At 48.8% G+C, this 24,199-nt stretch carries 20 protein-coding genes, 1 tRNA gene and 1 other annotated feature (1 of these 22 running past the window's edge); of the genes, 2 read left to right on the top strand and 19 right to left on the bottom strand.

The window, feature by feature from the left end:
* Nucleotides 1-41: 41 nt before the first annotated feature.
* The 7 genes from SY83_RS15215 to SY83_RS15190 form a co-directional block, all read right to left on the bottom strand.
* A tRNA-Ile gene (locus tag SY83_RS15215) sits at nt 42-115 on the bottom strand.
* 80 nt (nt 116-195) lie between these two features.
* The gene (locus SY83_RS23135; protein ID WP_157279870.1) at nt 196-363 is read right to left on the bottom strand and encodes a hypothetical protein; all 168 of its coding nucleotides are present in this window, start codon (nt 361-363) and stop codon (nt 196-198) included.
* 146 nt (nt 364-509) lie between these two features.
* Nucleotides 510-1,997 (bottom strand): ABC transporter substrate-binding protein, encoded by a 1,488-nt coding sequence (locus SY83_RS15210; protein WP_068608012.1) that lies wholly within the window; start codon nt 1,995-1,997, stop codon nt 510-512.
* Complete coding sequence (locus tag SY83_RS15205) at nt 1,994-2,890, bottom strand: ABC transporter ATP-binding protein (protein ID WP_068608010.1); 897 nt, start codon at nt 2,888-2,890, stop codon at nt 1,994-1,996. The genes SY83_RS15210 and SY83_RS15205 overlap by 4 nt, the downstream gene beginning before the upstream one ends.
* A 1-nt stretch (nt 2,891) precedes the next feature.
* A complete protein-coding gene (locus SY83_RS15200; RefSeq protein WP_068608008.1) occupies nt 2,892-5,813 on the bottom strand; it encodes an ABC transporter permease in 2,922 nt (973 codons plus the stop codon).
* A gap of 1 nt (nt 5,814) precedes the next feature.
* Entirely contained in the window at nt 5,815-6,918 is a 1,104-nt protein-coding gene (locus SY83_RS15195; RefSeq protein WP_331710007.1) for an efflux RND transporter periplasmic adaptor subunit, read from the bottom strand.
* The gene (locus SY83_RS15190; protein ID WP_068608004.1) at nt 6,884-7,567 is read right to left on the bottom strand and encodes an ABC transporter ATP-binding protein; all 684 of its coding nucleotides are present in this window, start codon (nt 7,565-7,567) and stop codon (nt 6,884-6,886) included. Before SY83_RS15190 ends, SY83_RS15195 begins: the two co-directional genes overlap by 35 nt.
* A 202-nt stretch (nt 7,568-7,769) precedes the next feature.
* Between SY83_RS15190 and SY83_RS15185 the strand changes: the two genes are divergently transcribed.
* Nucleotides 7,770-8,291, top strand: coding sequence for an RNA polymerase sigma factor (locus SY83_RS15185; protein ID WP_068608001.1), 522 nt, complete (start codon nt 7,770-7,772; stop codon nt 8,289-8,291).
* A gap of 115 nt (nt 8,292-8,406) precedes the next feature.
* Here the strand turns inward: SY83_RS15185 and pyrE are convergent, their stop codons facing one another.
* The 10 genes from pyrE to lspA all read right to left on the bottom strand — a co-directional run bounded on the left by pyrE (nt 8,407) and on the right by lspA (nt 20,087).
* The gene (pyrE, locus tag SY83_RS15180) at nt 8,407-9,060 is read right to left on the bottom strand and encodes an orotate phosphoribosyltransferase (protein ID WP_068607999.1); all 654 of its coding nucleotides are present in this window, start codon (nt 9,058-9,060) and stop codon (nt 8,407-8,409) included.
* Complete coding sequence (gene pyrF, locus SY83_RS15175) at nt 9,061-9,792, bottom strand: orotidine-5'-phosphate decarboxylase (protein ID WP_068607996.1); 732 nt, start codon at nt 9,790-9,792, stop codon at nt 9,061-9,063.
* Between the two features lie 27 nt (nt 9,793-9,819).
* Nucleotides 9,820-13,035 (bottom strand): carbamoyl-phosphate synthase large subunit, encoded by a 3,216-nt coding sequence (carB, locus tag SY83_RS15170; protein WP_068607993.1) that lies wholly within the window; start codon nt 13,033-13,035, stop codon nt 9,820-9,822.
* Nucleotides 13,022-14,191, bottom strand: coding sequence for a glutamine-hydrolyzing carbamoyl-phosphate synthase small subunit (carA, locus tag SY83_RS15165; protein ID WP_068607990.1), 1,170 nt, complete (start codon nt 14,189-14,191; stop codon nt 13,022-13,024). The genes carB and carA overlap by 14 nt, the downstream gene beginning before the upstream one ends.
* 26 nt (nt 14,192-14,217) lie before the next feature.
* Nucleotides 14,218-15,507, bottom strand: a complete 1,290-nt coding sequence (locus SY83_RS15160) for a dihydroorotase (RefSeq protein ID WP_068607983.1) — start codon at nt 15,505-15,507, stop codon at nt 14,218-14,220.
* A 49-nt stretch (nt 15,508-15,556) separates the two neighbouring features.
* Complete coding sequence (locus tag SY83_RS15155; protein ID WP_068607981.1) at nt 15,557-16,468, bottom strand: aspartate carbamoyltransferase catalytic subunit; 912 nt, start codon at nt 16,466-16,468, stop codon at nt 15,557-15,559.
* 5 nt (nt 16,469-16,473) lie between these two features.
* On the bottom strand, nt 16,474-17,028 hold the full coding sequence (pyrR, locus tag SY83_RS15150; protein WP_068607978.1) for a bifunctional pyr operon transcriptional regulator/uracil phosphoribosyltransferase PyrR: 555 nt from the start codon (nt 17,026-17,028) through the stop codon (nt 16,474-16,476).
* A gap of 266 nt (nt 17,029-17,294) precedes the next feature.
* Nucleotides 17,295-18,536: an LL-diaminopimelate aminotransferase gene (locus SY83_RS15145; protein ID WP_068607972.1), complete on the bottom strand. Its 1,242-nt coding sequence runs from the start codon at nt 18,534-18,536 to the stop codon at nt 17,295-17,297.
* Between the two features lie 116 nt (nt 18,537-18,652).
* Complete coding sequence (locus SY83_RS15140) at nt 18,653-19,591, bottom strand: RluA family pseudouridine synthase (RefSeq protein ID WP_068607965.1); 939 nt, start codon at nt 19,589-19,591, stop codon at nt 18,653-18,655.
* Nucleotides 19,572-20,087: a signal peptidase II gene (gene lspA, locus SY83_RS15135; RefSeq protein ID WP_068607963.1), complete on the bottom strand. Its 516-nt coding sequence runs from the start codon at nt 20,085-20,087 to the stop codon at nt 19,572-19,574. The genes SY83_RS15140 and lspA overlap by 20 nt, the downstream gene beginning before the upstream one ends.
* A gap of 137 nt (nt 20,088-20,224) precedes the next feature.
* Between lspA and SY83_RS15130 the strand changes: the two genes are divergently transcribed.
* Nucleotides 20,225-20,962: a TraR/DksA C4-type zinc finger protein gene (locus SY83_RS15130; RefSeq protein ID WP_068607960.1), complete on the top strand. Its 738-nt coding sequence runs from the start codon at nt 20,225-20,227 to the stop codon at nt 20,960-20,962.
* On the opposite strand, the gene SY83_RS15125 is transcribed toward SY83_RS15130, so the two are convergent.
* Both SY83_RS15125 and ileS read right to left on the bottom strand, forming a co-directional pair.
* Nucleotides 20,959-21,234: a DUF5665 domain-containing protein gene (locus SY83_RS15125; RefSeq protein ID WP_157279948.1), complete on the bottom strand. Its 276-nt coding sequence runs from the start codon at nt 21,232-21,234 to the stop codon at nt 20,959-20,961. The genes SY83_RS15130 and SY83_RS15125 overlap by 4 nt on opposite strands.
* 84 nt (nt 21,235-21,318) lie before the next feature.
* Nucleotides 21,319-24,084, bottom strand: a complete 2,766-nt coding sequence (ileS, locus tag SY83_RS15120) for an isoleucine--tRNA ligase (RefSeq protein WP_068607954.1) — start codon at nt 24,082-24,084, stop codon at nt 21,319-21,321.
* A 75-nt stretch (nt 24,085-24,159) separates the two neighbouring features.
* Nucleotides 24,160-24,199, bottom strand: a binding site (T-box leader); it runs 223 nt beyond the window's last position.

The following is a 24,199-nucleotide window of genomic DNA, read 5'->3' as shown; positions in this document are numbered from 1 at the left end:
TACTTGTATGTATTCAGGTGTCGCATGTTCATGATATAAGATGGGCCCTGAGGGACTCGAACCCCCGACCAATCGGTTATGAGCCGACCGCTCTAACCAACTGAGCTAAGGGCCCTTGATGCGGACAGCGACAAAAACTAATATACACCAGAAGGGCCCTGTGAGTCAATCTTTTTTTATAAGGTATTTGATGGTTCAATGCGTATACCGCACCCCGAACCGACCTTTTCTTGAGCGGAACACTTCAATCTCCCGCGGACATTCGTATCCATAAATCCACCAATCATTCTCCATCCGTTTAGCCAAACAACCTGCTTGGAATTTAGTGTCATATAATCTGCCCCAATATACCCATGCCATCATAACAAATTTCTGCTCCTTTGCATGTCAGTGTTCATCTCGATGTGGTTTGTACCCATAGATTACCCCATTTTCCATTAAAATAATGCTTATATTCCCTTCAGAAATCAGAAAAGAAGCGCTGCAAACAGCGCTTCCCTCTTCACCCGTTACTTCGTATAAACTTCTCCGCCTACCCCGCCTTCCATGGGACCGTTCGGATTTTTCTTAATTTCAGCCAGCAGAGCGTTCCCTTCCGTATCCCATTCCTTAAGGGCTTCACGGACTTTCTTCTTCCCTTTTAACACCTCTTGAAACTTGGTCCGGCCGAGTTCCTGAACACGGTGCAGGTTTGGCATCTTCTGGTATAGCTTGCTCATATTATCCTGATTCGGTATGGGTGACAGCTTGTAGAATGCCTCAATGTTATACTGCAGACCTTCTTTGGGCTTATTATATTTAACATGTGATACCAGATCATAGCTGCTGCGGGATTTCAAACGCGCCCAATCTTCGCTGTTGATAAACTTAATGAACGCCCAGGCATCCTTCAAGTTCTGTGCCTTGGCGTTGATTCCCATAACACCGTTCATCCATATGTTTCCTCCGATTCCCGGCGCCTCCGGATGAACAGGAACGGTAACTACATCCCAATCCACGGGTTTGAAACCTTCAACTTTCTCAGCATTCTTGTTGGCATCAATAAGTTGGTTAATATAACCATAATGAGCGATTGTCATCCCTACCTTGCCGGATAAGAAGTTGTCGCCTTGAAACGGGTTATAGCTTCCCGCTTTTTCCATCGGCCTTGGCTTGCTAGGATCATCCATAACAGGAAGCAACTTTTCGTTGTTGATTCCAACGATCGTGGACCACACTTGCTCCCATTTGTCGGTATCTACCGTCATCTTTTCTCCCTTGTCATCAAACATCGATAACTGCAGCGGAGCGGAGTATTGTATTGTATCATAGAATGGGTCCGAGCCGCTGTAGCTGTTAAAGGAGAAACCATATTTGGCGTTCTCGCCTTCGCCTGATTTTAACTGCCGGGCCAGATTAAATACATCGTCCCACGTCAAACCATCCTTGGGGAGTTCCACACCGGCTTCTTGAAACATAGCTTTATTATAGAACAAGGCGGATGAGGAAAATGTAGGCGCAAGAGCGTAAAGCTTATCGTCGCCAAGCTTCTTCAATCCTTCATATACAGCGGGCACCAGCACGGACGTATCGAATTTATCATCCGTCAGCATCGGATCCAGCGGTGTAAGCAGATTATCATCAATGAATGTGGAAAGCTGTCCGTAATCCAACATGACAACATCCGGAGGGTTAGGACCGGTTAATTTCTTCTTCATTTCCTCAACGGGATCAGGTTGCTTCTCACCTTGCTTCGGCTGATCATACCCATACATGCTTTGTTCAATTGCGGGTACAAACTCGATTTCAATATTAGGATTTGTATATTCAAAAATTTCGGTAAACTGTTGTCTTAACCAGGTATCGTCGCCGCCGCCCCACATGGTCGCGATTCGAAGCACCCGTTGTTCGGTATCTTTGGCTTCGCTGTTATTGTTACAAGCCGCCAGAACGGGTAAGACCAGACTTAAGGCCAAACCAATTACAATCGATTTCCTGAGTCTCTTATTTAAATTCATTTCAGGTTCCCCTCCACAATGGTTGGTGCTTTAATTACAATTTTCTCGCCATCGAATTCCATAGACACCTTGTCTTTGATACTTAACTTGTTCATATAATCCCGCGGGATTTGGAGCCGGCCAACTCGATCCACCACAATATACTCTTCATGCGCGGATTGCAACGGAATTCCCCAAGATTCCCCCGCCTCACCTCCATCCGTATTTAAGTTAGGATTTCGCTTTATAAATTCAGTACTGGTTAATCCGTCACGTATCGCTACGACCCGATCCACTTTATCAGCTAAAGACAAGTCGTGCGTTACAATGACGACCGTAATTCCGATTTCACGATTCAACTTTCGGAAGATCTCCATAACCATATCGGAGGTTTGTGTATCGACAGAACCCGTAGGTTCATCGGCGAGAAGCAGGTTGGGTCGATTCGCTAAAGATATCGCTATAGCGACCCGCTGCTGTTCTCCCCCGGAGAGCTGTTGAAGCTTGCTGTACATTCTATCCTTTAAACCGACCCATTCCAATAATTGCTTCGCGTACGGTTTATCGTATTTCCCCCCAAGCATCATCGGCATTTCCACATTCTCAAGCGCGGTCAGATAGGGGAGTAAGTTTCTCGCATTATTTTGCCATATAAAGCCTACGGTTCTTCGTTTATATTCGACCAATTGATCATCCGTAATCTTCAGCAGATCCCATTCGCCGACTCTCACTTGGCCCGCAGACGGACGATCCAGACCCCCTAGGATGTTCAGCAGTGTCGATTTCCCGCTTCCGCTGTTTCCGATAATGGCCATCATTTCGCCCGGGGCGACAGAAATATTCAGACCTTGCAAAGCCACTACTTCCAGATCTTTGGTTTTATAAATCTTCACAAGTCCCTCACATTGAATCATGTTATCTCTCCTCCCCTAACTTAACGGCCTGATGAACCCTCAATCTGCGTATCTGTAGGAACAGCAACGCTGCGCCTGTGATCATCATGAAGGCTACCACGATATATAACTGGAAGGTGTCCTTGGATTCGAACACGACACGAAAAGGAGGTACTTGCATCTGCGTATTCTGCGAAGTCTGCAGGAAGGGCAGGAACAGAATGCTGGTAAGTTTTCCGATTCCGATGCCAAGTCCAATGGAAAGACCTGCTGTAAACAACTGTTCCAAGAGCAACATTCCGGTCAGTTGACCTCTGGAAAGGCCCATGGCTCGAAGTACACCGAATTGAACCACGCGACCCGACAGGTTAAAGAACCAATAGAGAATGTAACCGATCAGGGAGACCATGACAGACACCAAAAACCCTAAACTTAAAATTCCGAATACCCCGCCCCGCGTAGGATGCTTCCCTTGGACAACCAGCTCGTTGCGGACATCCTTGACCGAAGCCAGTTCGATTCCTTGTGTTTGCAGAGCTTGAATCATAGGTCCGGCTTTAGCGCCAGGCTTCATCTTTAACCATACCTCATAGGGAATTACAGGCACTTGATCATAGATGTAGTCTAAATTCGTAATATAGAACGGATTTTGTTCCGGATACTGACTTGGCCAATAAGGCAATGTACCTACGATAAAGAATTCAACAGGTTGCTGATTAATCGCTATGGAAATAGAGTCCCCCGGCTTTAATTGATATTTCTTCGCGACATTATCTGAAATAATGACGGAATGCTCGTAAGCTCCCAAGATGTTCAAATATTTGAAAGGATGAACAGGAAATAAATCGTTTCGGAACCAGGCAACTTTGGAGAAATCAACATTATCGATCCCCATTACCGTGCCCTGACCAATGGTACGACCCGAGACGGTAACGCTGCCTTTGGTAATTAACACACGGGCAGCTGCTTCCACCCCTTCCAGGTTGCGGAACATTTCAAACGGAGGTTCATTATAAATGACCCGGCCCGGAGGTTGCCCGCCGCCCGGTGCACCTGGATTGCCTCCTGCACCGTTGCCGCCCGCGCCTCCTCCGTTGCCGCCTGAACTTCCTCCTGAACTTCCTCCTGAGCCCTGACCGCCTCCATTTCCCTGGCCTCCGCCTTGGGAACCGGGTGTTACTTCCGCGAAACCTTCCCATACCGTTTGGACAACAACATCCGTTCCATATTGATAGAGCGTTCGCTCGGTTGAATTGAGATCAATCGTCCTGGCGGCTGAAGAATTGTACACACCAAGTCCCAGCGTCAGAATAAGCAAAATCATCAAAGGATAGTAGGAGTTGGCCGAACGTGAAAGTTGTGTAAGTGTCAAATAAGCTGGTACGGACAGGAATCTTCTTCCCATCCACGTAAAAAGCGTCAGAAGCCATGGGAAAATTCGAAGGAAAAGCAATCCCAGAGCAAAAATCGACAACGCCGGAACAAAGAACAGGAACGGTTGTACGTCCAGCTGATCTGTCGTGAGTCCCGTCTTCACAGCGAGAAACTGCCGCTCGTTAAATAAATACCATCCGTAACCCGCCGCCAATACCAATACAATATCTAGGAACCAACGTTGCCAATAAGGCTTGTTGTCCGATCTGGCAGCGCTTTGCTTATAGTTCACAATAGATTGTCTGGCATAGATGACAGCAGGTATCACACTCGACAGCACCGCGATGAGCACCGCGACGCCCCCTGCAATGAAAGCATCTGAAGAAATGCCGACCGGTATCGATTTTCGGTCCACAAAGGTTAAAAATCCGCTTGCGGAACCTATACTCTTGGCCATAAACCAGCCGATAAAGGGTCCGACCGCCAGTGCAATACCACCGAGCAGCAGCCCTTCAATTAAATAGATCCGGATGATTTGACCGGTACTTCCTCCTCGGCTGCGCAGAACAGCAATATCGCTCTTCTGCTTATCCAGCGACTGACGGGCATTCATGGCGATATAATAGAACACCATCGCAAGCATAGGCGCCGCTAACGTGAATAACAGCGTCTGTAACTGTAAACTTTGTTTGCGAAACTCACTAAGTAAATCTATAAAAGAAATGTCTACTTTTGTGTCCTTTAATCTCTGATACAACTCAATGTTCAATCTGTCTAATGTGCGGGTAAGTGGAGAAAGTTGGGACGTTTGTATTTCCCTGAGGTCGAATGCGTAGTACCAGTTCGCTTCTCGTAAGGGTACCTTCATCTTCTGAAGCAATTGATTCATGAACAGTTCTTCATTGACGACCAGCGTGGTCATGTAGCTTTCCAAGCCTTTGTACCAGAACGGGTCCGTGTCACTCTTAGGCTTAAACGCTCCCGAAATGCGAACCTTGACACTGCCTGCTCCGCCGGGAAGCGCGTATTCGAATAGATCTCCGATATGCAACCCGTTAAGCAACAAGGCTTCCTCCAACATCATCACTTCAGCGAAACCGCCGATCAGACTGGCTCCGGCCAACTTACCGTTCGTGATTTCAACATGGTCCTGCAACCCGCTCAGGGAAACAAGACTCATGTTGTAGTTACGGCTGGCATCCACTTTATCGGGTTCCAGCGGAATAATCTTGGTACTTCGGACCGAGAGGCTCTGCACGAAAGTGTTGTAAGGAAACCCGATTTCAGCCGGGATATCGTTACGGATGTAGCCATCGACGTCCTTAAGCTGAGCAAGATCGGTGGGAGAGGTTCCCGTGGCCTGATAACGGATCTGTAGGGAACCCGCAGGCAACCCTGAGGATTGTTCAGCAAGCGTCTTCGCGATTACCCGCTTGAGCGCCCCGTCGGCATACATCGGTATGCTGATCGTGAAGGCAACGGCCACCAAGAGGCCGAGCAAAGTGCTGGCGGTCAGCCAGCGTGTGTTCCACATCTTGCGGAACAGGAAACGAAGCAGCGGAAATCCCATATTATTTGCCCACTACTTTCTGACCTGGTTTCAATCCGGCAACAATTTCAACATCGGTTGAAGTCGTCTGGCCAACCTCCACATCCACCTCGCGTTTGCCTTGTTCATCCGAGACAAGCACATAGGTGCGTCCTCCGATCTTACGCAACGCTGAAATCGGTATAACGGTGGCGTTTACTTTTCGGTTGACGACAATGGTAGCGCTAAGCGGTGCCCGATTCGTGAGTCCTTGAGGTTTGGCGTCCAACTGAATGAGCATGAAATTTTCAATCGGCTCCTGAGCAGCCTGCCCGCCGGTACCGCCCTGCGGTGTTTCGCCTTCCCCGTCTGAAGTATCTTCGGTTGTTATAGGCAGTTGCTTTACTTTCCCTTTATGCGTGCCAAGTGTATTGATCTCGACTTGTGCCTCCATGCCGATTGACACCTTCTCAAGATCGTCTTTACTGACTTTAACCGCCACAACAAGCTGGGAAAGATCCGCAATGACCGCGATCGGATCGTATGCTTTAACAGCATCTCCTTTCTTCACAGGCACCGAAACGACAGTTCCTGCATAAGGAGCCACCAGAACAGCCTTCCCGATTGATTCCTGCTGGTCCGCAATGGCTTGTTTCTTCTCTTCAAACGCAATCACCTGGGTTTCGAATTCCAGCGGGTCCATCTCATCTTTCTTGCGCAACGTTTCTTTCATCGCAATTTCATCTTTGCGGAATTGCAGCTTCGCATCCCGCAATGCTTTCTTCGCGTCTTCAACATCAAGCACGGCGATAACCTGCCCTTTCTTGACGTTGTCCGACGGTTTCACATACAGCTCTTTCAATCGCTTGTCATTCTCCGTAAAGTATAAGGCTTCCTCTTGTAACGACTTCATATTGCCGTTTCCTCTCACCTTCGTTTCCAACGTTTCGGAACGCACTTCGTATTCCGGCTTCTTGGAAATTTTCGGCGGGTTAATAACAGGCAACACTTCCTCTTCTTTCTCTTTCGGCAACAGCGAACATCCTGAAGCAACAACTAAAGTAGTACTTAAAACCAAAGCCATCATCGGTTTAACCCGTTGTCGGGTCTTCTTAGGCTCCAATGAATTTTCCGTCCACCATTTCATAAACACGGTCGGCAACCTCCAAAATTGTAGGATCATGTGTAGTCATGCAGATTGAAACCTGCTCGCTTTGAATAATGTTCTTGAAAACGCCCATAATCTGGGCCCCCATCTGGGAATCGAGATCTGCGGTAGGTTCATCCGCTAATAGCAACGCCGGCCGGTGTGCAATCGCCTTGGCAATGGCAACCCGCTGCTGTTCACCCCCGGATAACTCATAAGGTCTGTGCTGCATCCTCGAGCTGAGACCAACCAGCTCAAGACAATGCTGCACCCTTGGCTTCCATTCGTTTCTGGGCACGTTCGCCATGCGAAGCGCCAGCTCCACATTCTCCCAGGCCGAAAGCATCGGCATTAAGGCGAAGGCTTGAAAAATAAAGCCGATGTCCTTCCGGCGCACTTTAGTCCGTTGATCATCATTCCAGGTGTGGAAAGGTTGATCCATGAAGTAAATTTCGCCTTTAGTGGGCTGATCCAACCCGCCAAGCATGTTCAACAGCGTCGTTTTCCCGGAACCGGAGCGCCCTCTGAGCATAACCAGTTGTCCGGCATGGAGCTCCATATGTATTCCCTTGAGGACGTCGAGTTTCCTTCCTCCTGCCTGAAAGGAGCGCTCCACCTCTTGAACAATCAGAATAGGTTTGTCCTTCATATCCGCCCTCCGTATATTATATATTCTGTTAGACGAAGCATTTTTGTAAAAAGTTACGTATAGAGGAAAGTTTTTTTAGGGTAGAAATTTAGGGACTTATGTACTATTTTACAAAAATTTACCGTTTTGTAACCTTTTTTGATGTATAATTTTACATAATAGAAAGAAGAAATTCTTAGGATGAGAAAGAGGAATAAATCAGATGTATGCCTATACCGCAACGGAGCATTTTCAACAAGTATACGCACAGCACAAACCAACTGTATATCATTTTCTGCACAGACTGACAAGAAATCATCATGAAGCGTCAGACTTGGTACAAGACACATTCCTGCGATACTACCAGAGCGGCAGAAATGTCAAAGAAAGCAGCGTGAGGGCCTGGTTATTCCAGACGTCCTATCGTGTATTTGTCGACCATTACCGTAAGAAAACAACAAGAGCCTGGTTACCATTTGAGTCGGTCAGCGAACCGGAGAGCCCGGAACATCATTATCCGGAAACGACATACTTGTTTAATGAATGGGAAACGGAATTGTGCAAACATATGGATCGACTTAAGCCGAAGGAACAACAGATTTTAACGTTACTGGCATGGGAAGGCTTGTCATACAGGGAAATCGCCGAACGAATGGACTGCACGGAATCCACAGTAAAAACATCCATTCATAGAGCGAGAAACAAAATGAGGCATTATTGCGGACATTTAGCCGCGTCTATTTAATTTTTCATATGTTAGTTTCAAATAACTTGACGATCAAGGTGTTCAAAAAAAAACACGCCCAGTACTGAAGCCTAATGGCCTCCTCTACTGGGCGTTATTTCAATTTTACAAAATACTACTGACCAAAGGCGCTTGGATCCTTGCGCCAGGATTGCATGAGCTCAAGCTCTTCGGTTGTGATTGCGCCGGCTTTCATTGCTTGCTCAGCTAGCGCTCCGTAGTTGGAAAGGGTGTGCAATGGCACTTGAGCATCCGCAAAGGCAGCAGCGGCACGGTCTAATTGATAGGTGAAAATCGCAATTACGCCCAACGCTTCAGCACCGTTTGCCCGAACCGCTTGAGCGGCTTTAATGGAGCTGCCGCCAGTCGAAATCAAATCCTCGATAATCACCACTTTACGCCCGGATTGCAACTGGCCTTCAATTAAATTCTCTTTCCCGTGTCCTTTAGCCTTGTCCCGAACATAAATCATCGGAAGGTTGAGCTTCTGAGCAACCCATGCCGCATGCGGAATGCCGGCCGTAGCCGTTCCGGCTATCACCTCCGCATCGGGATATAAACGATGAATCAGTGTGGCAAATCCGTCCGCGATCCGCTCCCGCACTTCCGGATAAGACATGGTCAACCGGTTGTCACAATAGATTGGCGATTTGATGCCCGACGTCCAAGTGAACGGTTGCTTGGGCCGCAAGGCCACAGCCCCGATGTGCAACAAGTCCTGTGCAATATCGGCAGCCAGTTGATCGAATTGAATTTCTGTAGTATTCATTTAGGATATCAACTCCTCAAGTATGGATTCCAATGCCTCTCTCGGGTGAGGAGCAGCTGTAATCGGACGACCGATGACGATATAATCCGTCCCATGTGCAAAAGCTTCTTTAGGCGACAGCACCCTCGATTGATCACCTACTGCGCTTCCCTTAGGACGTATCCCCGGGGTGACCGTCTGGAACGCCTTGCCGCAAGCGGCTTTAATCTGTGATACTTCCAAAGGTGAAGCGACCACGCCGTTTAAACCTGCATCCAGCGCCAAGCGGGCATACCTTACAACGCTGGCTTCCACAGTGCCGGGGACGCCGATTTCGTCGTTCATCATCTCGGCACCCGTGCTTGTCAACTGTGTGACTCCGATGACTACAGGCCGATTCCAGCCCGTTCCGGCGTCCAGCGCTTCATGGACTCCATCCATCGCGGCTGTCATCATAGCGGTACCGCCCGAGCAATGAACGTTAAACATATCGACGCCCAGTTTGGTTACACTGTTCGCTCCGCCTTTAACCGTGTTTGGTATGTCGTGCATCTTTACATCCAGAAACACTTTATAACCTTCCTGCTTTAATTCCCGCACGAAATCAGGGCCGGCTGCGTAGAACAGCTGCATCCCCACTTTCACATAACAAGGAATGCCGGAAAGCTGCTTCAGCAGCACCCTTGCTTCATCAGCACCTGGATAATCCAGGGCCACCATGATGCGTCCGGCGGTTTGCGTTAAGGTTGTCATAAGGTGTTCCTCCTTCAGTACAGTGATTTATTTCAAAACAGGCATCGGTCTCGATGAGAAGTTTATCGCCTGCAGCATCGTTAACAGTGCGCGAACCGTATCCAATGAAGTCATACAGACAATCCCGTTTTCCACCGCTTCCCGGCGAATGCGGAAACCGTCCCGCTCCGGTGTTTTGCCTTTAGTCAGTGTATTGACGACAAAGTGAGCTTCGCCCTTACGAATCAAATCCAGAATGTTCGGTGAGCCTTCGCTAAGCTTATACACCGTGTTAACCTCAAGCCCAGCTTGCTCGAACGCTTCGGCTGTTCCTCCCGTTGCGACAATCTTGTAACCCAGACTTGAGAAACCGCGGAAGATTTCAATCGCTTCGTCCTTGTCTTTGTCCGCTACCGTAGCGATGATGTTGCCTGTTGGCGGAATCTTCATTCCCGAACCGATTAAGCCCTTGTACAATGCTTTGGCATAATTCAAGTCCCGACCCATCACTTCGCCCGTTGATTTCATTTCGGGTCCCAAGGTAGTGTCTACACGGCGCAGCTTGGCAAAAGAGAACACCGGAACCTTGACGGAAACGAACTCATCTTCTCTCCACAAGCCGCCTTCGTAGCCCAAATCCCCCAGCTTTTGGCCCATAATCAATTTCGTTGCCACATTCGCCATCGGGATATTCGTGACTTTACTCAAGAAAGGCACCGTCCGTGAAGAACGCGGGTTTACCTCAATCACGTACACTTGTTCTTTATAGATGACATACTGGATGTTTACCAAACCGATCACTTTCAGTTCAAGTGCGATCTTGGTCGTAATATCGACAATCTGCTGCTTGATATCTGCCGACAGCGACTGCGGCGGGTACACCGCGATAGAGTCGCCGGAGTGAACTCCCGCGCGCTCGACATGCTCCATGATGCCCGGAATCAGCACCTGTTCTCTGTCGCAAATCGCGTCTACCTCGACCTCTTTGCCCAACATGTAACGGTCGATCAGTACAGGATGCTCCGGATTAATTGTGACGGCGTACTCCATGTAACTTAGCAATTCTTCATCAGAGTACACAATTTCCATAGCGCGTCCGCCCAGAACATACGAAGGTCTGACAAGCACCGGATAGCCAAGCTTCTCCGCTACACCGACAGCTTCGCCAACCGACGTTACCGTGGAACCTTTCGGTTGCGCGATCGCAAGTGACGTTAGCATGGCTTCAAACTTCTTGCGGTCCTCAGCCATATCAATGCTCTCCAGTGAAGTACCCAGAATACGCACACCCGCTTTGGACAACGGCGCCGCCAGATTAATTGCCGTCTGCCCGCCGAACTGAACAATAACGCCGATGGGCTTCTCCTGCTCGATCACATTCATGACGTCTTCGAAGAACAGCGGTTCAAAGTATAACCGATCCGACGTGTTAAAGTCAGTGGACACCGTTTCGGGATTGTTGTTGATGATAACCGCTTCATAGCCCGCATCTTGAATCGCCCATACGGCATGGACTGTGGAGTAGTCGAACTCAATGCCTTGACCGATCCGAATAGGTCCGGAGCCAAGCACCACCACTTTTTCCTTCGTCGAAGGTGTTACCTCATTCTCTGTTTCGTATGTTGAATAATAGTATGGCGTTGACGCTTCGAATTCCGCCGCGCAAGTATCAACCATTTTGTAAACCGGTTTAAGTCCTTGTTCCAAACGATAATTTCTTACATCATTCTCCTGCACATAATCCGCGTTGGCATCGACTTCACGCCGCAGTTCCGCAATCGCGCGATCGGTGAAACCTTTACGCTTTGCCTGGTACAGTACCTCCGATGTCAACTCTCCCGCAGTCCCGATGACCTTTTCGAAATCGACCAGCCCTTGGAGCTTGCTCAGGAACCACCAATCGATTTTCGTCAAATCCTGCAGTTGCTGCAGAGTATAACCGCGGCGGTAAGCTTCCGCCAGAAGGAAAATCCTTTCGTCATCAGGCTTAGCCAAACGGGTTTCCAACGTTTCCTGATCCAATTTATCCGCATCTTTAAGACATAAGCGGTGCACGCCGACTTCCAGGGAACGAATCGCTTTCTGGATGGATTCCTCGAACGTACGGCCGATCGCCATAACCTCACCGGTGGCTTTCATTTGCGTGCCCAGCTTCCGATTTGCGGAAGTAAACTTATCGAACGGCCAGCGCGGAATTTTCGTTACGATATAATCGAGTGTCGGCTCGAAGCATGCGTAGGTTTGTCCTGTTACCGGATTCACAAGCTCATCAAGCGTGTAGCCTATCGCAATTTTTGCGGCCATCTTCGCAATCGGATAACCTGTCGCTTTAGAAGCTAGCGCGGAAGAACGACTCACCCGCGGGTTAACTTCAATAACATAATATTGGTAGCTGTGCGGATCTAAGGCGAACTGTACGTTACAACCGCCCTCGATATTCAAAGCGCGAATAATTTTCAATGAGGCCGAACGCAGCATCTGATACTCACGGTCCGAGAGTGTTTGGGAAGGCGCAACTACGATGGAATCTCCGGTATGCACGCCAACCGGATCGAAGTTTTCCATGTTACACACAACGATACAGTTATCGTTGGCATCGCGCATCACTTCATACTCCACTTCTTTCATGCCGGCGATACTGCGTTCAATCAGACACTGTCCGATGGGAGAGTAGCGAATCCCGGATGCTACAGTTTCCAGCAACTCCTCCTCGTTCACGCAAATGCCGCCTCCTGTGCCGCCAAGGGTATAAGCCGGACGTACAATAATCGGGTAGCCGATTTCATTGGCAAAATCCAAGGCTTCCTGCACCGTAGTAACAATGACACTTGCAGGAACAGGCTGCTCCAACTCCCTCATCAAGTCGCGGAACAAATCGCGGTCCTCCGCTTTCTCAATTGCTGTTAATTGCGTTCCCAGCAATTTCACGTTTTCACGCTCCAGCACGCCGTGACGCGCCAGCTCAACCGCCATGTTCAAGCCGGTCTGACCGCCCAAGGTAGGCAGCAAACCGTCCGGACGTTCCTGACGGATAATTTGGGTTACGTAATCGAGGGTAATCGGCTCGATATAAACTTTGTCGGCCATGTTCGTATCGGTCATAATCGTGGCAGGGTTACTGTTAATCAGCACGACTTCCATGCCCTCTTCTTTCAGCGCCTGACAAGCTTGTGTTCCGGCGTAGTCGAATTCAGCCGCCTGTCCGATGACAATCGGTCCGGAACCGATTACGAGAATTTTTTTGAGTTTATTATTTTTGGGCATATGCGAATTCTCCTCTCCGTGTTGCGGACGCCGTTTGAGCCTCTGCAGAAATTTGAGCCTGACGCGGCAATTGCGGGTTGTTCTTCTTATGTTCGCGAATCATCTCTACAAACTGATCGAACAGATAGCTGGAATCGAAAGGTCCCGGAGCCGCTTCCGGGTGGTACTGCACCGAGAACGCAGGGTAAGTCTTATGTTTAAGTCCTTCGATAGACTTGTCATTATTGTTGATATGTGTAACTTCCAGTTCTGTTGATTGGATGGAAGCTTCATTCACTGTATAGCCGTGGTTCTGTGATGTGATATAGCAGCGGTTCGTTGCCAGCTCTTTCACCGGATGGTTACCCCCGCGATGGCCGAATTTCAGCTTCTCTGTGTCGCCGCCGCATGCCAGCGCAAACAGTTGATGCCCCAGGCAGATGCCGAACAGAGGCACTTCGCCCAGCAGTTCTTTAATCATCTCTGTCGCGTACAGAACATCCTTCGGATCTCCAGGACCGTTAGACAATTGAATCCCGTCCGGATTCATCTTGCGGATTTGATCCGCCGTCGTATCGTGAGGCACTACAACCACGTCACAACCCCGCTTCGTCAATTCGCGCAGAATTCCGCTTTTGGAACCGAAGTCTACCAGCACAACACGTTCGCGGTCCCCGGGTACGTGAATGACATTACGCGCGGACACGCGCGAAACCTGATCCGTCATAAAGCGGGTAGCCCCCATGCGCTCGGTCAATTCCGTTACGGACTCAGTACCTGTCGTAATAATGCCTTTCATGGCTCCGAAATTACGAATTTTACGGGTCAGCATCCGAGTGTCGATTCCGCTTATGCCAAGAATGTCATACTCCTTCAGCAGAGAGCTTACGGACAGCTGGGCGCGCCAGTTGCTTGGCACTTCTTCATGCTCGCGAACGACAAAGCCGTGGACAAAAGGTCGGATCGATTCAAAATCATCGCGGGTGATCCCATAATTGCCGATTAACGGGAAAGTCATCGTTACAATTTGTCCGCAATAAGACGGGTCGGACAGCACTTCCTGGTACCCCGTGATGCCTGTGTTGAATACAACTTCGCCTACGGATTCGCCTTCACTTCCGAATGAAGTGCCTGTAAATAACGTTCCGTCTTCCAGTAACAATCTTGCTTGACCCACTTCTCTTCACATCCCTAATTATGATTTTATCTTGAGGACCATACGGTCTTGCCTTCAACCATCGTTAATGCCGGCCAGCCTTGCAGCGTCCATCCGGTAAACGGTGTATTTTTTCCTTTAGTTACAAAAGTAGCCGGGTCAACCTCTTGCTCCGTATTCAAGTCTACAATCGTGATGTCCGCTGAGCGTCCGATCTCAAGCTTGCCCCAAGGTAAACCGAACACTTCAGCGGGTTTGACCGTCAACTTAGTCAAAAGGAAGGCTAGCGTCCATTTCCCTGTCTTTACGAATTTCGTGTAAAGTAACGGAAACGCGGTTTCGAAACCGACGATGCCGAACGGCGCCAATTGCATGCCTTTCGCCTTCTCTTCTTCACTGTGCGGCGCGTGATCCGTTACGATCATATCGATCGTGCCGTCCTCCAGAGCTTCAATCATGGCCTCAACATCCTTGCGGGACCTTAAAGGCGGGTTCATCTTCCAGTTGGCATCGAGCCCGGGAATGTCCTCATCCGCCAGGAGAAGGTGATGCGGGCATACCTCCGCGGTTACGTTCACACCCAAGCTCTTCGCTTGGCGGATCAGACGAACGGATTGCACGGTGCTGACATGGCAGACGTGGTAATGTACGCCTGTCGCTTCCGCGAGCAGCACATCACGGCCGACATGAATCGCTTCGGATTCATTCGGAATCCCTTTCAGGCCGTGTTTCTCGGCAAAAGGTCCCTCCGCCACCGGCGCGCCAACCACCAGCGTTTCATCCTCGCAATGCGCGATGATCGGCATGTTCATGGAAGCCGCCAGCTTCATGGCGTCTTTCATCATCTGCGCGCTCTGCACACCGACGCCGTCATCGGTAAACCCGATGGCGCCAGCTTCTTTCAGCGCGGCGAAGTCTGTCAGCTCACGACCGAGCTGATTCACGCTGATTGCGGCGTAGGGCAGCACGCGCGCCGCTTCGGCGGCGTCCGCCTTGGCAAGCACACTGCGAACGACCTCGGCTGTGCCGATGACCGGCTTCGTGTTCGGCATGCAGGCAATCGCTGTAAATCCTCCCTTGGCTGCCGACATCGCCCCAGTTGCGATTGTTTCTTTATACTCAAAGCCCGGTTCGCGTAAGTGTACATGCATATCGATAAACCCGGCGGATACGAGCTTACCGGCGGCGTCAATCACTTCAGCGATGCCTGTTTCGGGCAATTCGCTCTCGGTATCCATAATGTTCTGGATTACTCCGTTCTCAATATACACATGCTTCGTTTCCGCAGCATTCGTTTCCAGATTGACAATTGTTCCGTTTAAGATCCAAGTTGACATAAGAACCTCCCATGATTCTCGCTTTTACATCTGTAGTCTGATCTTCAGCCTAGCTTAGCGCTCTCTCCACAACCGCCATCCGAATCGGCACACCGTTGCTCATCTGTTCAAAAATTTTCGATTTCTCATGTTCCACCAGTTCATCGTCGATCTCTACATCACGGTTAATCGGCGCCGGATGCATGATAATGGCGTGCTTCGCCATGGCATGCATCCGTTCCACAGTAAGTCCGTAGTTAGCTCTATACTCTTCGGCGGTTGTCATCAGGCCCTGCTCATGCCTTTCCAGCTGTACCCGCAACATCATCACAACATCCGCGCGGATGGCCTCATCTATACTGACATAAGGAGCAAGCCCCGCAAGGTCAGGTGCTTTCATTGTTTCAGGTGCGCAAAATTGAACTTTGGCTCCTAATTTCGTCAGCGCCCACAGATTGGAGCGCGCTACCCGACTATGGTTGATGTCTCCGATGATGGACACTGTCAAACCGCGAATCTCACCGAAATGCTTGCGCATGGTGTATAAATCGAGCAGGGCTTGTGTCGGATGCTCATTGTTGCCGTCACCCGCGTTAATTAGCGGCATCTTGATTTTCTGCGCGATTTCCGCCAATAATCCGATAGGCTTTAGTCGAATCACTCCCGCATCCACCCCGGTGGACTCCAGTGTGCGGACCGTGTCATAAACGGATTCCCCTTTTTGCACCGATGAAGCCGCGGCTGCGAAGTTCATCACCTGCGCGCCAAGACGCTTCTGCGCCATCTCAAAGGAGAAGCGAGTGCGTGTGCTGTTTTCAAAAAACATATTCGCTATAAATTTGCCATGTAAGGTGTCCGTTTGTTTCGGGAATGATGCTTCCCAGTACGCCGCCCGATCCAGGATGGAAACGATGTCGCCTGCGCTTAATTCTTTCAGACCCAATAAGCTGTTTTCCTTGGTTTTGGTTGCTGTGTCGGCCATGATGATTATCCCCTCCCTTGAAAAATAACGACCTGATCCTTCGTATCGATTTCCGTTAAAGTCACTTCGATTTGCTCCAGCTTTGATGTCGGCACATTCTTCCCTACGTAGTCCGGGCGTATCGGTAATTCCCGATGCCCCCGGTCCACCAGCACGGCCAGTTGGATCGATTGAGGCCTGCCCATGTCCATCAGCGCGTCCATCCCCGCACGGATGGTCCGTCCGGTATACAACACGTCGTCAATCAGAATAATTCGTTTACCGCGTGTAGGCGGATACGCGCCGTCCGCACCGGATGCCGGAGGCGACTCGTCCTTGAGGATCGATTCCTCCAAATCATCCCTATATGCTGTTACATCCAGCTCACCTACGGGGATTGATGCGTTTTCGATCTCTTCAATGCGCTGAGCCAGCCGTTTGGCTAAGAAAACACCTCGCCGCCGAATGCCTACGAGCATACAATCCTCAATCCCTTTGTTGCGCTCTAGAATTTCATGTGCAATTCTTGTGAGCGCTCTGCGGATCGCAATCTCATCCATAATGACGTGTTGTTCAGCCATGGAAGCACCTTCCTTTTCCAACCAAATTTAACCTTTTCCGCACAAAAAAAACCCCCATGCCCGTAGACAAGGAGGTTGTACGTTCGTACACCTATAGAAAGCCATGAATCCTCAGTGATTCTGCTAGACTGCACGCATGCACTCCGACCGAAATCCGGATTCGACCTCTTAACGTAACCTTGCCAGCCTCACGGGACTGTTTTTAAAGGTTCTATTCAACTAAGAGGATTATGACACTTTCGACAAAAGATGTCAAGCATACGTTATTAGAATTCAAATTCAACATCGGTCAGACGGCGTTTGATTTCATCAATAACAAGAGCTTCTTGTTCCTCTCCCTGCGCGATAAAAGTAACAGAGAAACGAACAAATTTACCCGCATCATCCCAAGGCACCGTAGAAATCAGTTTCTCACGGATCAAATACTGGGAGAAGTCTTCCGCGGATTCGAAGCGTTGACCGCCTTTAATTCCTTTAGGCGCTTCCACGTACAAGAAGAACGAACCTTTAGGCTTCTCTGCTTTAAAGCCAACTTCATTCAAGGCTCCAACCAGCATGTTGTGCCTTCTGGAGTACTTCTCCGCAATTTTCTCAGTAATTTGAGGATTGTTTAATCCCCAAGCCGCGGCCTTTTGGATCGCCATAAACTGTCCGGAGTCATTGTTGTCTTTTACATCACTGAATGCTTTAACTACAAGCGGATTACCGGCTACAAATCCGATTCTCCAACCGGTCATGTTATAAGATTTGGACAAGGAATGAAGCTCCACGCCCACTTCTTTGGCACCCGGCACGGACAGAAAGCTTAACGGCTTCAAGCCGTCATAGGTCAATGCGGCGTATGGCGCGTCATGTACAACAACAATATCATATTTCTTCGCGAAAGCTACGACCTTCGTGAAAAATTCAACCGTAGCGCTTGCGCCTGTAGGATTATTAGGATAGTTCAGGTATAGAAGCTTGGCGCGCTCGGCGATTTCTGTCGGAATCGCATCCAGATCAGGCAAGAAGTTGTTTTCCTTCGTCAACTGAACGTTATGCACTTCGCCGCCCAGATATTTCGTGTGGGTTCCAAGAACCGGATACCCGGGTACGGTCATAATCGTGACGTCGCCTGGGTTGATAAAGCAAGAAGGAAGCATAGCCAATGCAGGCTTGGAACCGATGGAATGCACAATCTCAGTTTCCGCGTCAATGCCGTCTACATTGAAAACATTTTTTAAATAAGCGGCTGCCGCAGTTTTAAATTCAACAATTCCGTTATCCGCATAACCGCGATTCTCAGGCTTAGCCGCTTCTTCAGCCAGCTTAGCCACGATACCCGCATCCGCCATCTCATCCGGTTCGCCGACCCCCATATCGATCAGTTCCACATCGGGATGTTCTTTCTTGGCGGCCGCTTTCGCGCGCTTGATTTTCTCAAACTTGTAAATCGCTGTACCTTTACCGTAATTAGCCCCGCCGATTCGTTCCGCAAACAATTGCTGGATATAAGTTTCTTCGCTCATGATTACCTCTCCCTTGAAAACATGATTGTATTTAGACAAATAGACACACTATATCTTTACTATGAATGAACTTTCACGAGAAAAGAATGGATTTTTTAGAGAATGATTTGTACTTATTAACGGCTCTTGATTCGTTGAAGCACTTCCTGCATTTCCTCCGGCATTGGTGCTTCAAATTCCAAATACTCGCCTGTACGCGGATGCACAAAGCCCAGGACAGCCGCATGCAGCGCTTGTCCTTCCATGGAGATGCCTTTATTCCGCGCATACATCGGATCTCCCACAATAGGGTGGCCTATGAATTTCATATGTACGCGAATCTGATGCGTACGGCCCGTTTCCAGCTTCAACTCAACAACCGTGTAGTCCCCGTAGCGCTCAAGAACCAGGAAATGCGTCACCGCATGCTTGCTGTTGTGTTCAGTAACGGTAAACAGTTTCCGGTCTGTTGTATCCCGGCCGATCGGCGCGTCAATCGTCCCGTGATCATGCGCGATATTACCTTGCACGATGGCTACATATTTCCGTGTTACAGAATGATCCTTTAGCTGCTTCGCCAAGGAAACATGTGCCTTGTCATTCTTGGCGGCCATAATGAGACCAGAGGTATCCTTATCGATTCGATGAACTATGCCGGGACGAAGTTCACCGTTGATGCCCGATAAATCTTTGCAGTGATGCATCAAAGCGTTCACAACCGTTCCGGATGTATGACCGGGAGCCGGATGAACGACAAGACCCCGTTGTTTATTGATTACAATGACATCTTGATCCTCAAACATAATGTTTAATGGAATATCTTCAGCCACAATATCAACCCCGGTAGGCTCCGGCATGCTGAAGATGATTGAATCGCCTTCAGAGATTTTGTAATTAGGCTTAACAGGCTTGCCGTTAACTTTTACATGTCCTTCCCGAATCCACAACTGAACTTGGGAGCGGCTCATATCCTCTTCTGCGGATTCAGTCACAAACTTATCGATTCGTTCCCCGCTGTCTCCCGCTTCCGCAATCCATTCCTGCAGTTCGGTAACTTTATCTGTTTGATGCGTCATTAACCATTCCTCGTTTCTCGTTGCGCCAAGCCATCAAGCTGTCCACAATAATCAGCCCTACACCGATGACGATAGCCATATCCGCCACATTAAAAATCGGATACACATAATATACCGACTTTCCCGCCAAGCTGAAATCAAATGTAAATTGAAAAAAGTCCACCACTTCGCCATACAAAGCACGATCAATAAAATTCCCTAAAGCGCCGCCCAAAATCAGACTTAATGCCGTCGGCAACAATTTTTTGCCCTCTTTAAGCAAGCGGTTCAGATACCAAATGAGGCCGGCTAATATGACGATCGTAATCAAAATAAAAAACCAACGCTGATCCTGCAATATTCCGAAAGCCGCGCCGCGGTTACGATGAGAAGTAATAACGAAAAACTCACCGAGCACTTGAACTTGCTCTTGCAGTTCCAAGTTACTCTTGATCAGCCATTTCGTAAATTGATCGAGAGCGAGTATTAGGATGGAAATGCCATAAAATTTATACATCTTGTGCCTCCTTTCATTGTCGAATATGCCTTATTGCACATCCGTTTATTTCCTTACATCCAAAGATTCTCCCTTACTAAAAACAAATGCTTCCGCCAAAACTAACACCATGACATTACGCTAAGGGAGTTGATCTGATGAGTTCATTAAATCAAGAACAACAAAGTCAAATCAAACGCGCCTTACTTGAGGACAAGCGGGATTTGGAGCGACACTTCGAACTCAATGATGCCTATGGTTTATCCGATTCTCTGGGCATGCAGACAGGAGAACTTTCCGCTTACGATAACCATCCGGGAGATCTGGCCACTGAAGTTTATGAACGCGGGAAAGACATCGCTCTGAACGAAAATGCGGAACATGAGTTGGAACAAGTTAACCAGGCTCTGGAAGCCATGAAAAAAGGTAATTACGGAATATGTGCGGTTTGTAAAGCAGACATCCCGTTTGACCGGTTAGAAGCTATGCCCACGACCCGCTATTGCAAAGAACATGTACCTGATCCTGAGATTTCTTATCGCCGCCCCGTTGAGGAGGAGTTGTTATCCCCTCCATTCGGACGGACCAGTCTGGACGAGTATGACGATGCCGATGAACAAAATCAGTTTGACGGCGAAGATGCATGGCAGATTGTTGAGAGCTGGGGCACATCCAACACGCCGGCCATGCAAGAAGGAGATTACATTTCCGATTATGACAGCATGTATATTGAAGCCGACGAAAATGAGGGCTACGTTGAACCGATTGAAAGCTTTCTTGCCACAGACATGTACGGAGGTCATGTTAGCGTAATTCGGAACAAAGAGTATCGTAAATATCTGAACAACCGAGAAGGCGATCCTTTATTGGTGCCTGATGAATATACAGATGCTTAGAATACACGCCCGTCTAACTGAGCTTGAACAATCCGAACGATATCAGCGATAAAATCGCCGATGATCGGTAAGTTCAAGGCGCCAAGCTTCTGCAGCAGAACGACGGACACCGCGGCAAAAAAAGTAAAACCTATACCATATCCGATTCCACGAGCCGTCCCCGCAAGCAAGTTACGAAAAATCAACTTGCGGGGATGATTCATTAAATCTACATAGTCGGCAATCTGTGTTCTTTCCATATTGCGCGCGATTTTGTCTATCCGGTTATTCATTTCATTCAACGTGTTCTCAAAGCCCTGCCGATCTTGCTTCGAACCTTCACCTGCTGACAAATCATGTCCTCCTTCATGCCTTGCTTAAGCGTGATGATGATTAATTACCTCTGCACAACGCGGACATAACGTCGGATGCTCTGTGTCCTTACCCACTTCCGGTGTAACAATCCAGCATCTTTCACATTTGTCTCCATCCGCAACACCCACTTGAACAGACAACTGTTTAAATGCAGTAGCATCAGCCGGAACTTCCTCACTGCTTGCATGTACAACTACATTCGACACGATGAATAATTGATCTAATTCATTGAATTGAGACAATAGCGCTGCAGCTTCCTCATTCGGGTACAAATGCAGGGAAGCACTCAGGGAGTTACCAATAACTTTATCCTTACGCGCCGTTTCCAACGCTTTAAATATATCTTCACGCAGGGTTATGAACTGCTCCCATTTGCTTTCCAATGCGGAATCGTACAATGAAGTGTCAGCCCCAGGCATATCCGCCAACTGAGCACTGATGCCATCCACACCAGGAATGTATTTCCATACTTCGTCCGAAGTATGCGGCAAGATCGGAGCAATCAGTTTAGTTATTGCCGTAAGTGCTTCATATAATACGGTTTGCGAAGCTTTACGGGCCGGTGCATCCGGCGCGCTTACATAGAGTCTGTCCTTCACGATATCCAGGTAGAATGCGCTCATTTCCACGGCGCAGAAGTGATGCACGGCTTGATAAACCGTATGGAATTCATACGCTTCGTACGCCTTCAGCACCCGCTCCGTCATGCGGTTCAGACGAATCAGAGCAAATCGGTCCAGCTCGCTTAAATCCGATGCCGCAACCCTGTCTGTTGCCGGATTAAATCCAACCAAATTGCCTAAGAAGAAGCGCAGCGTGTTCCGGATTTTGCGATAACCTTCAGAGGTTTGTGTCAGGATATTATCTGAGATGCGCACATCGGACTGATAATCTACCGAAGACACCCATAAACGCAGAATATCCGCACCCAAGCTGTTGCACACCTTGTTTGGATCCACTGTATTGCCCAGTGACTTGGACATTTTGCGTCCTTCGCCGTCCAATGTGAAACCATGGCTCAGAATGCTCTTATAAGGTGAAGAACCGCGCGTCGCAACACCCGTAATCAATGATGAGTTATACCAGCCGCGATATTGGTCGGATCCTTCCATATACAGGTCGGCGGGCCATTGCAGCTCTTCCCTTGCCTGCAACACGCCGGCATGGCTCGAACCAGAATCAAACCACACATCCATAATATCCGTTTCCTTGCGGAACTCTCCGTGTCCACAGCTCGGGCAGGTTGTGCCTTCCGGCAGCAATTCGGATTCGGGCTTCGCAAACCATGCGTCAGAACCCTCTTGTTCAAATACGTTCGCGATTTTCTCGATCGTCTCATCGTTCACAAGAGGGTGATTGCAGCTGCGGCAATACATAATCGGGATCGGAACGCCCCAGACACGTTGCCTGGAAATACACCAATCACCGCGGTCGGCAATCATATTTCCTAACCGCACTTCACCCCATGTCGGAGTCCATTTGATGGTCTTGATTTCATCGAGCATTTCCTGACGGAATTTATCAATAGAAGCAAACCACTGCTCCGTTGCGCGATAAATGACCGGCTTTTTCGTACGCCAATCATGCGCATATTGATGCTGGATGAATCCAAGCTTTAACAAATGACCGGAAGCTTCAAGCATTTCCGTAATTTTTTTGTTCGCTTTATCATAAAATTCACCTTCGAAACCAGGAGCTTCCTTTGTGAACTTCCCTTGATCGTCAATCGGGCATAGCACGCCAAGGTTGTACTTCTGGCCAACCGCGAAGTCTTCCTCCCCGTGCCCCGGTGCCGTATGCACGCAACCGGTACCCGCATCTAACGTAACATGATCCCCGTTCATGACCAGAGATTCCCGGTCGTAAAACGGATGCTGACAGGTTACGTATTCCAATTCGGAACCTTTTACCGTTTGAACTATTTCCGGGTCAGCCCAGTTCAGTTCCTTAGCTACGGTTTCCACCAAACCTTGTGCGACAACAAACTTGCGTCCATTGGCGTTTACTACAGCATAGTCAAAGTCCGGATGTACGGAAATGCCTAAATTCGCCGGCAATGTCCAAGGTGTTGTTGTCCAGATGACGATTTCCGCATCCTGCGGCAGCTTGCCTCTGCCATCTTTCACTTTGAAAGCGACATAAATAGATGCGGATGTTTTTTCTTGGTACTCGATTTCGGCCTCGGCTAGAGCGCTCTCCGAAGAAGGAGACCAATAAACCGGCTTTAACCCTTTGTAGATATAGCCTTTTTTGACCATATCCCCAAAGACGCGAATCTGCTGAGCCTCGTAGTTCGGTTGCAGCGTGATATAAGGATTTTCCCATTCACCGCGGATGCCAAGGCGTTCGAATTGAACCTTCTGCTTCTCTACCCACTTCATCGCATATTCCGCGCAATATTTACGGAATTCCAATGCGCTCATTTTCTTGCGGTCTACTTTACCGCTGTTGGCAATCGCCTGCTCAATCGGTAACCCGTGAGTATCCCAGCCGGGAACGTAAGGTGAATCGAAACCTTGCATCGTTTTGAACCGGACAATGATATCTTTCAATATTTTGTTCAGCGCATGCCCGATGTGGATATCGCCGTTCGCGTACGGAGGTCCGTCGTGCAGAATGAATTTCGGTTTGCCTTTTTGTTTATCCTGGACTTGCTTGTAAATATCAACCTCTTTCCACCACTCCTGCATCTTAGGCTCCGCTTGCGGCAGATTGCCGCGCATCGGAAAGTCCGTTTGCGGTAAATTTAACGTTTTGCCATAATCCATGCCTGATCCGCTCCTGTCTTTATCGTGTTATCGGCTTTTCACCGTCTGAAAACCAAAAAAACTTCTGCATCCCCAAAAAGGGACGAGAAGTTTACTCGCGGTACCACCCTCATAA

Source organism: Paenibacillus swuensis (assembly GCF_001644605.1).
Classification (GTDB): Bacteria; Bacillota; Bacilli; order Paenibacillales; family DY6; genus Paenibacillus_N; species Paenibacillus_N swuensis.
Note: the sequence above shows the minus strand (reverse complement) of the source record. Positions and strands in the feature narration are given on the sequence as shown.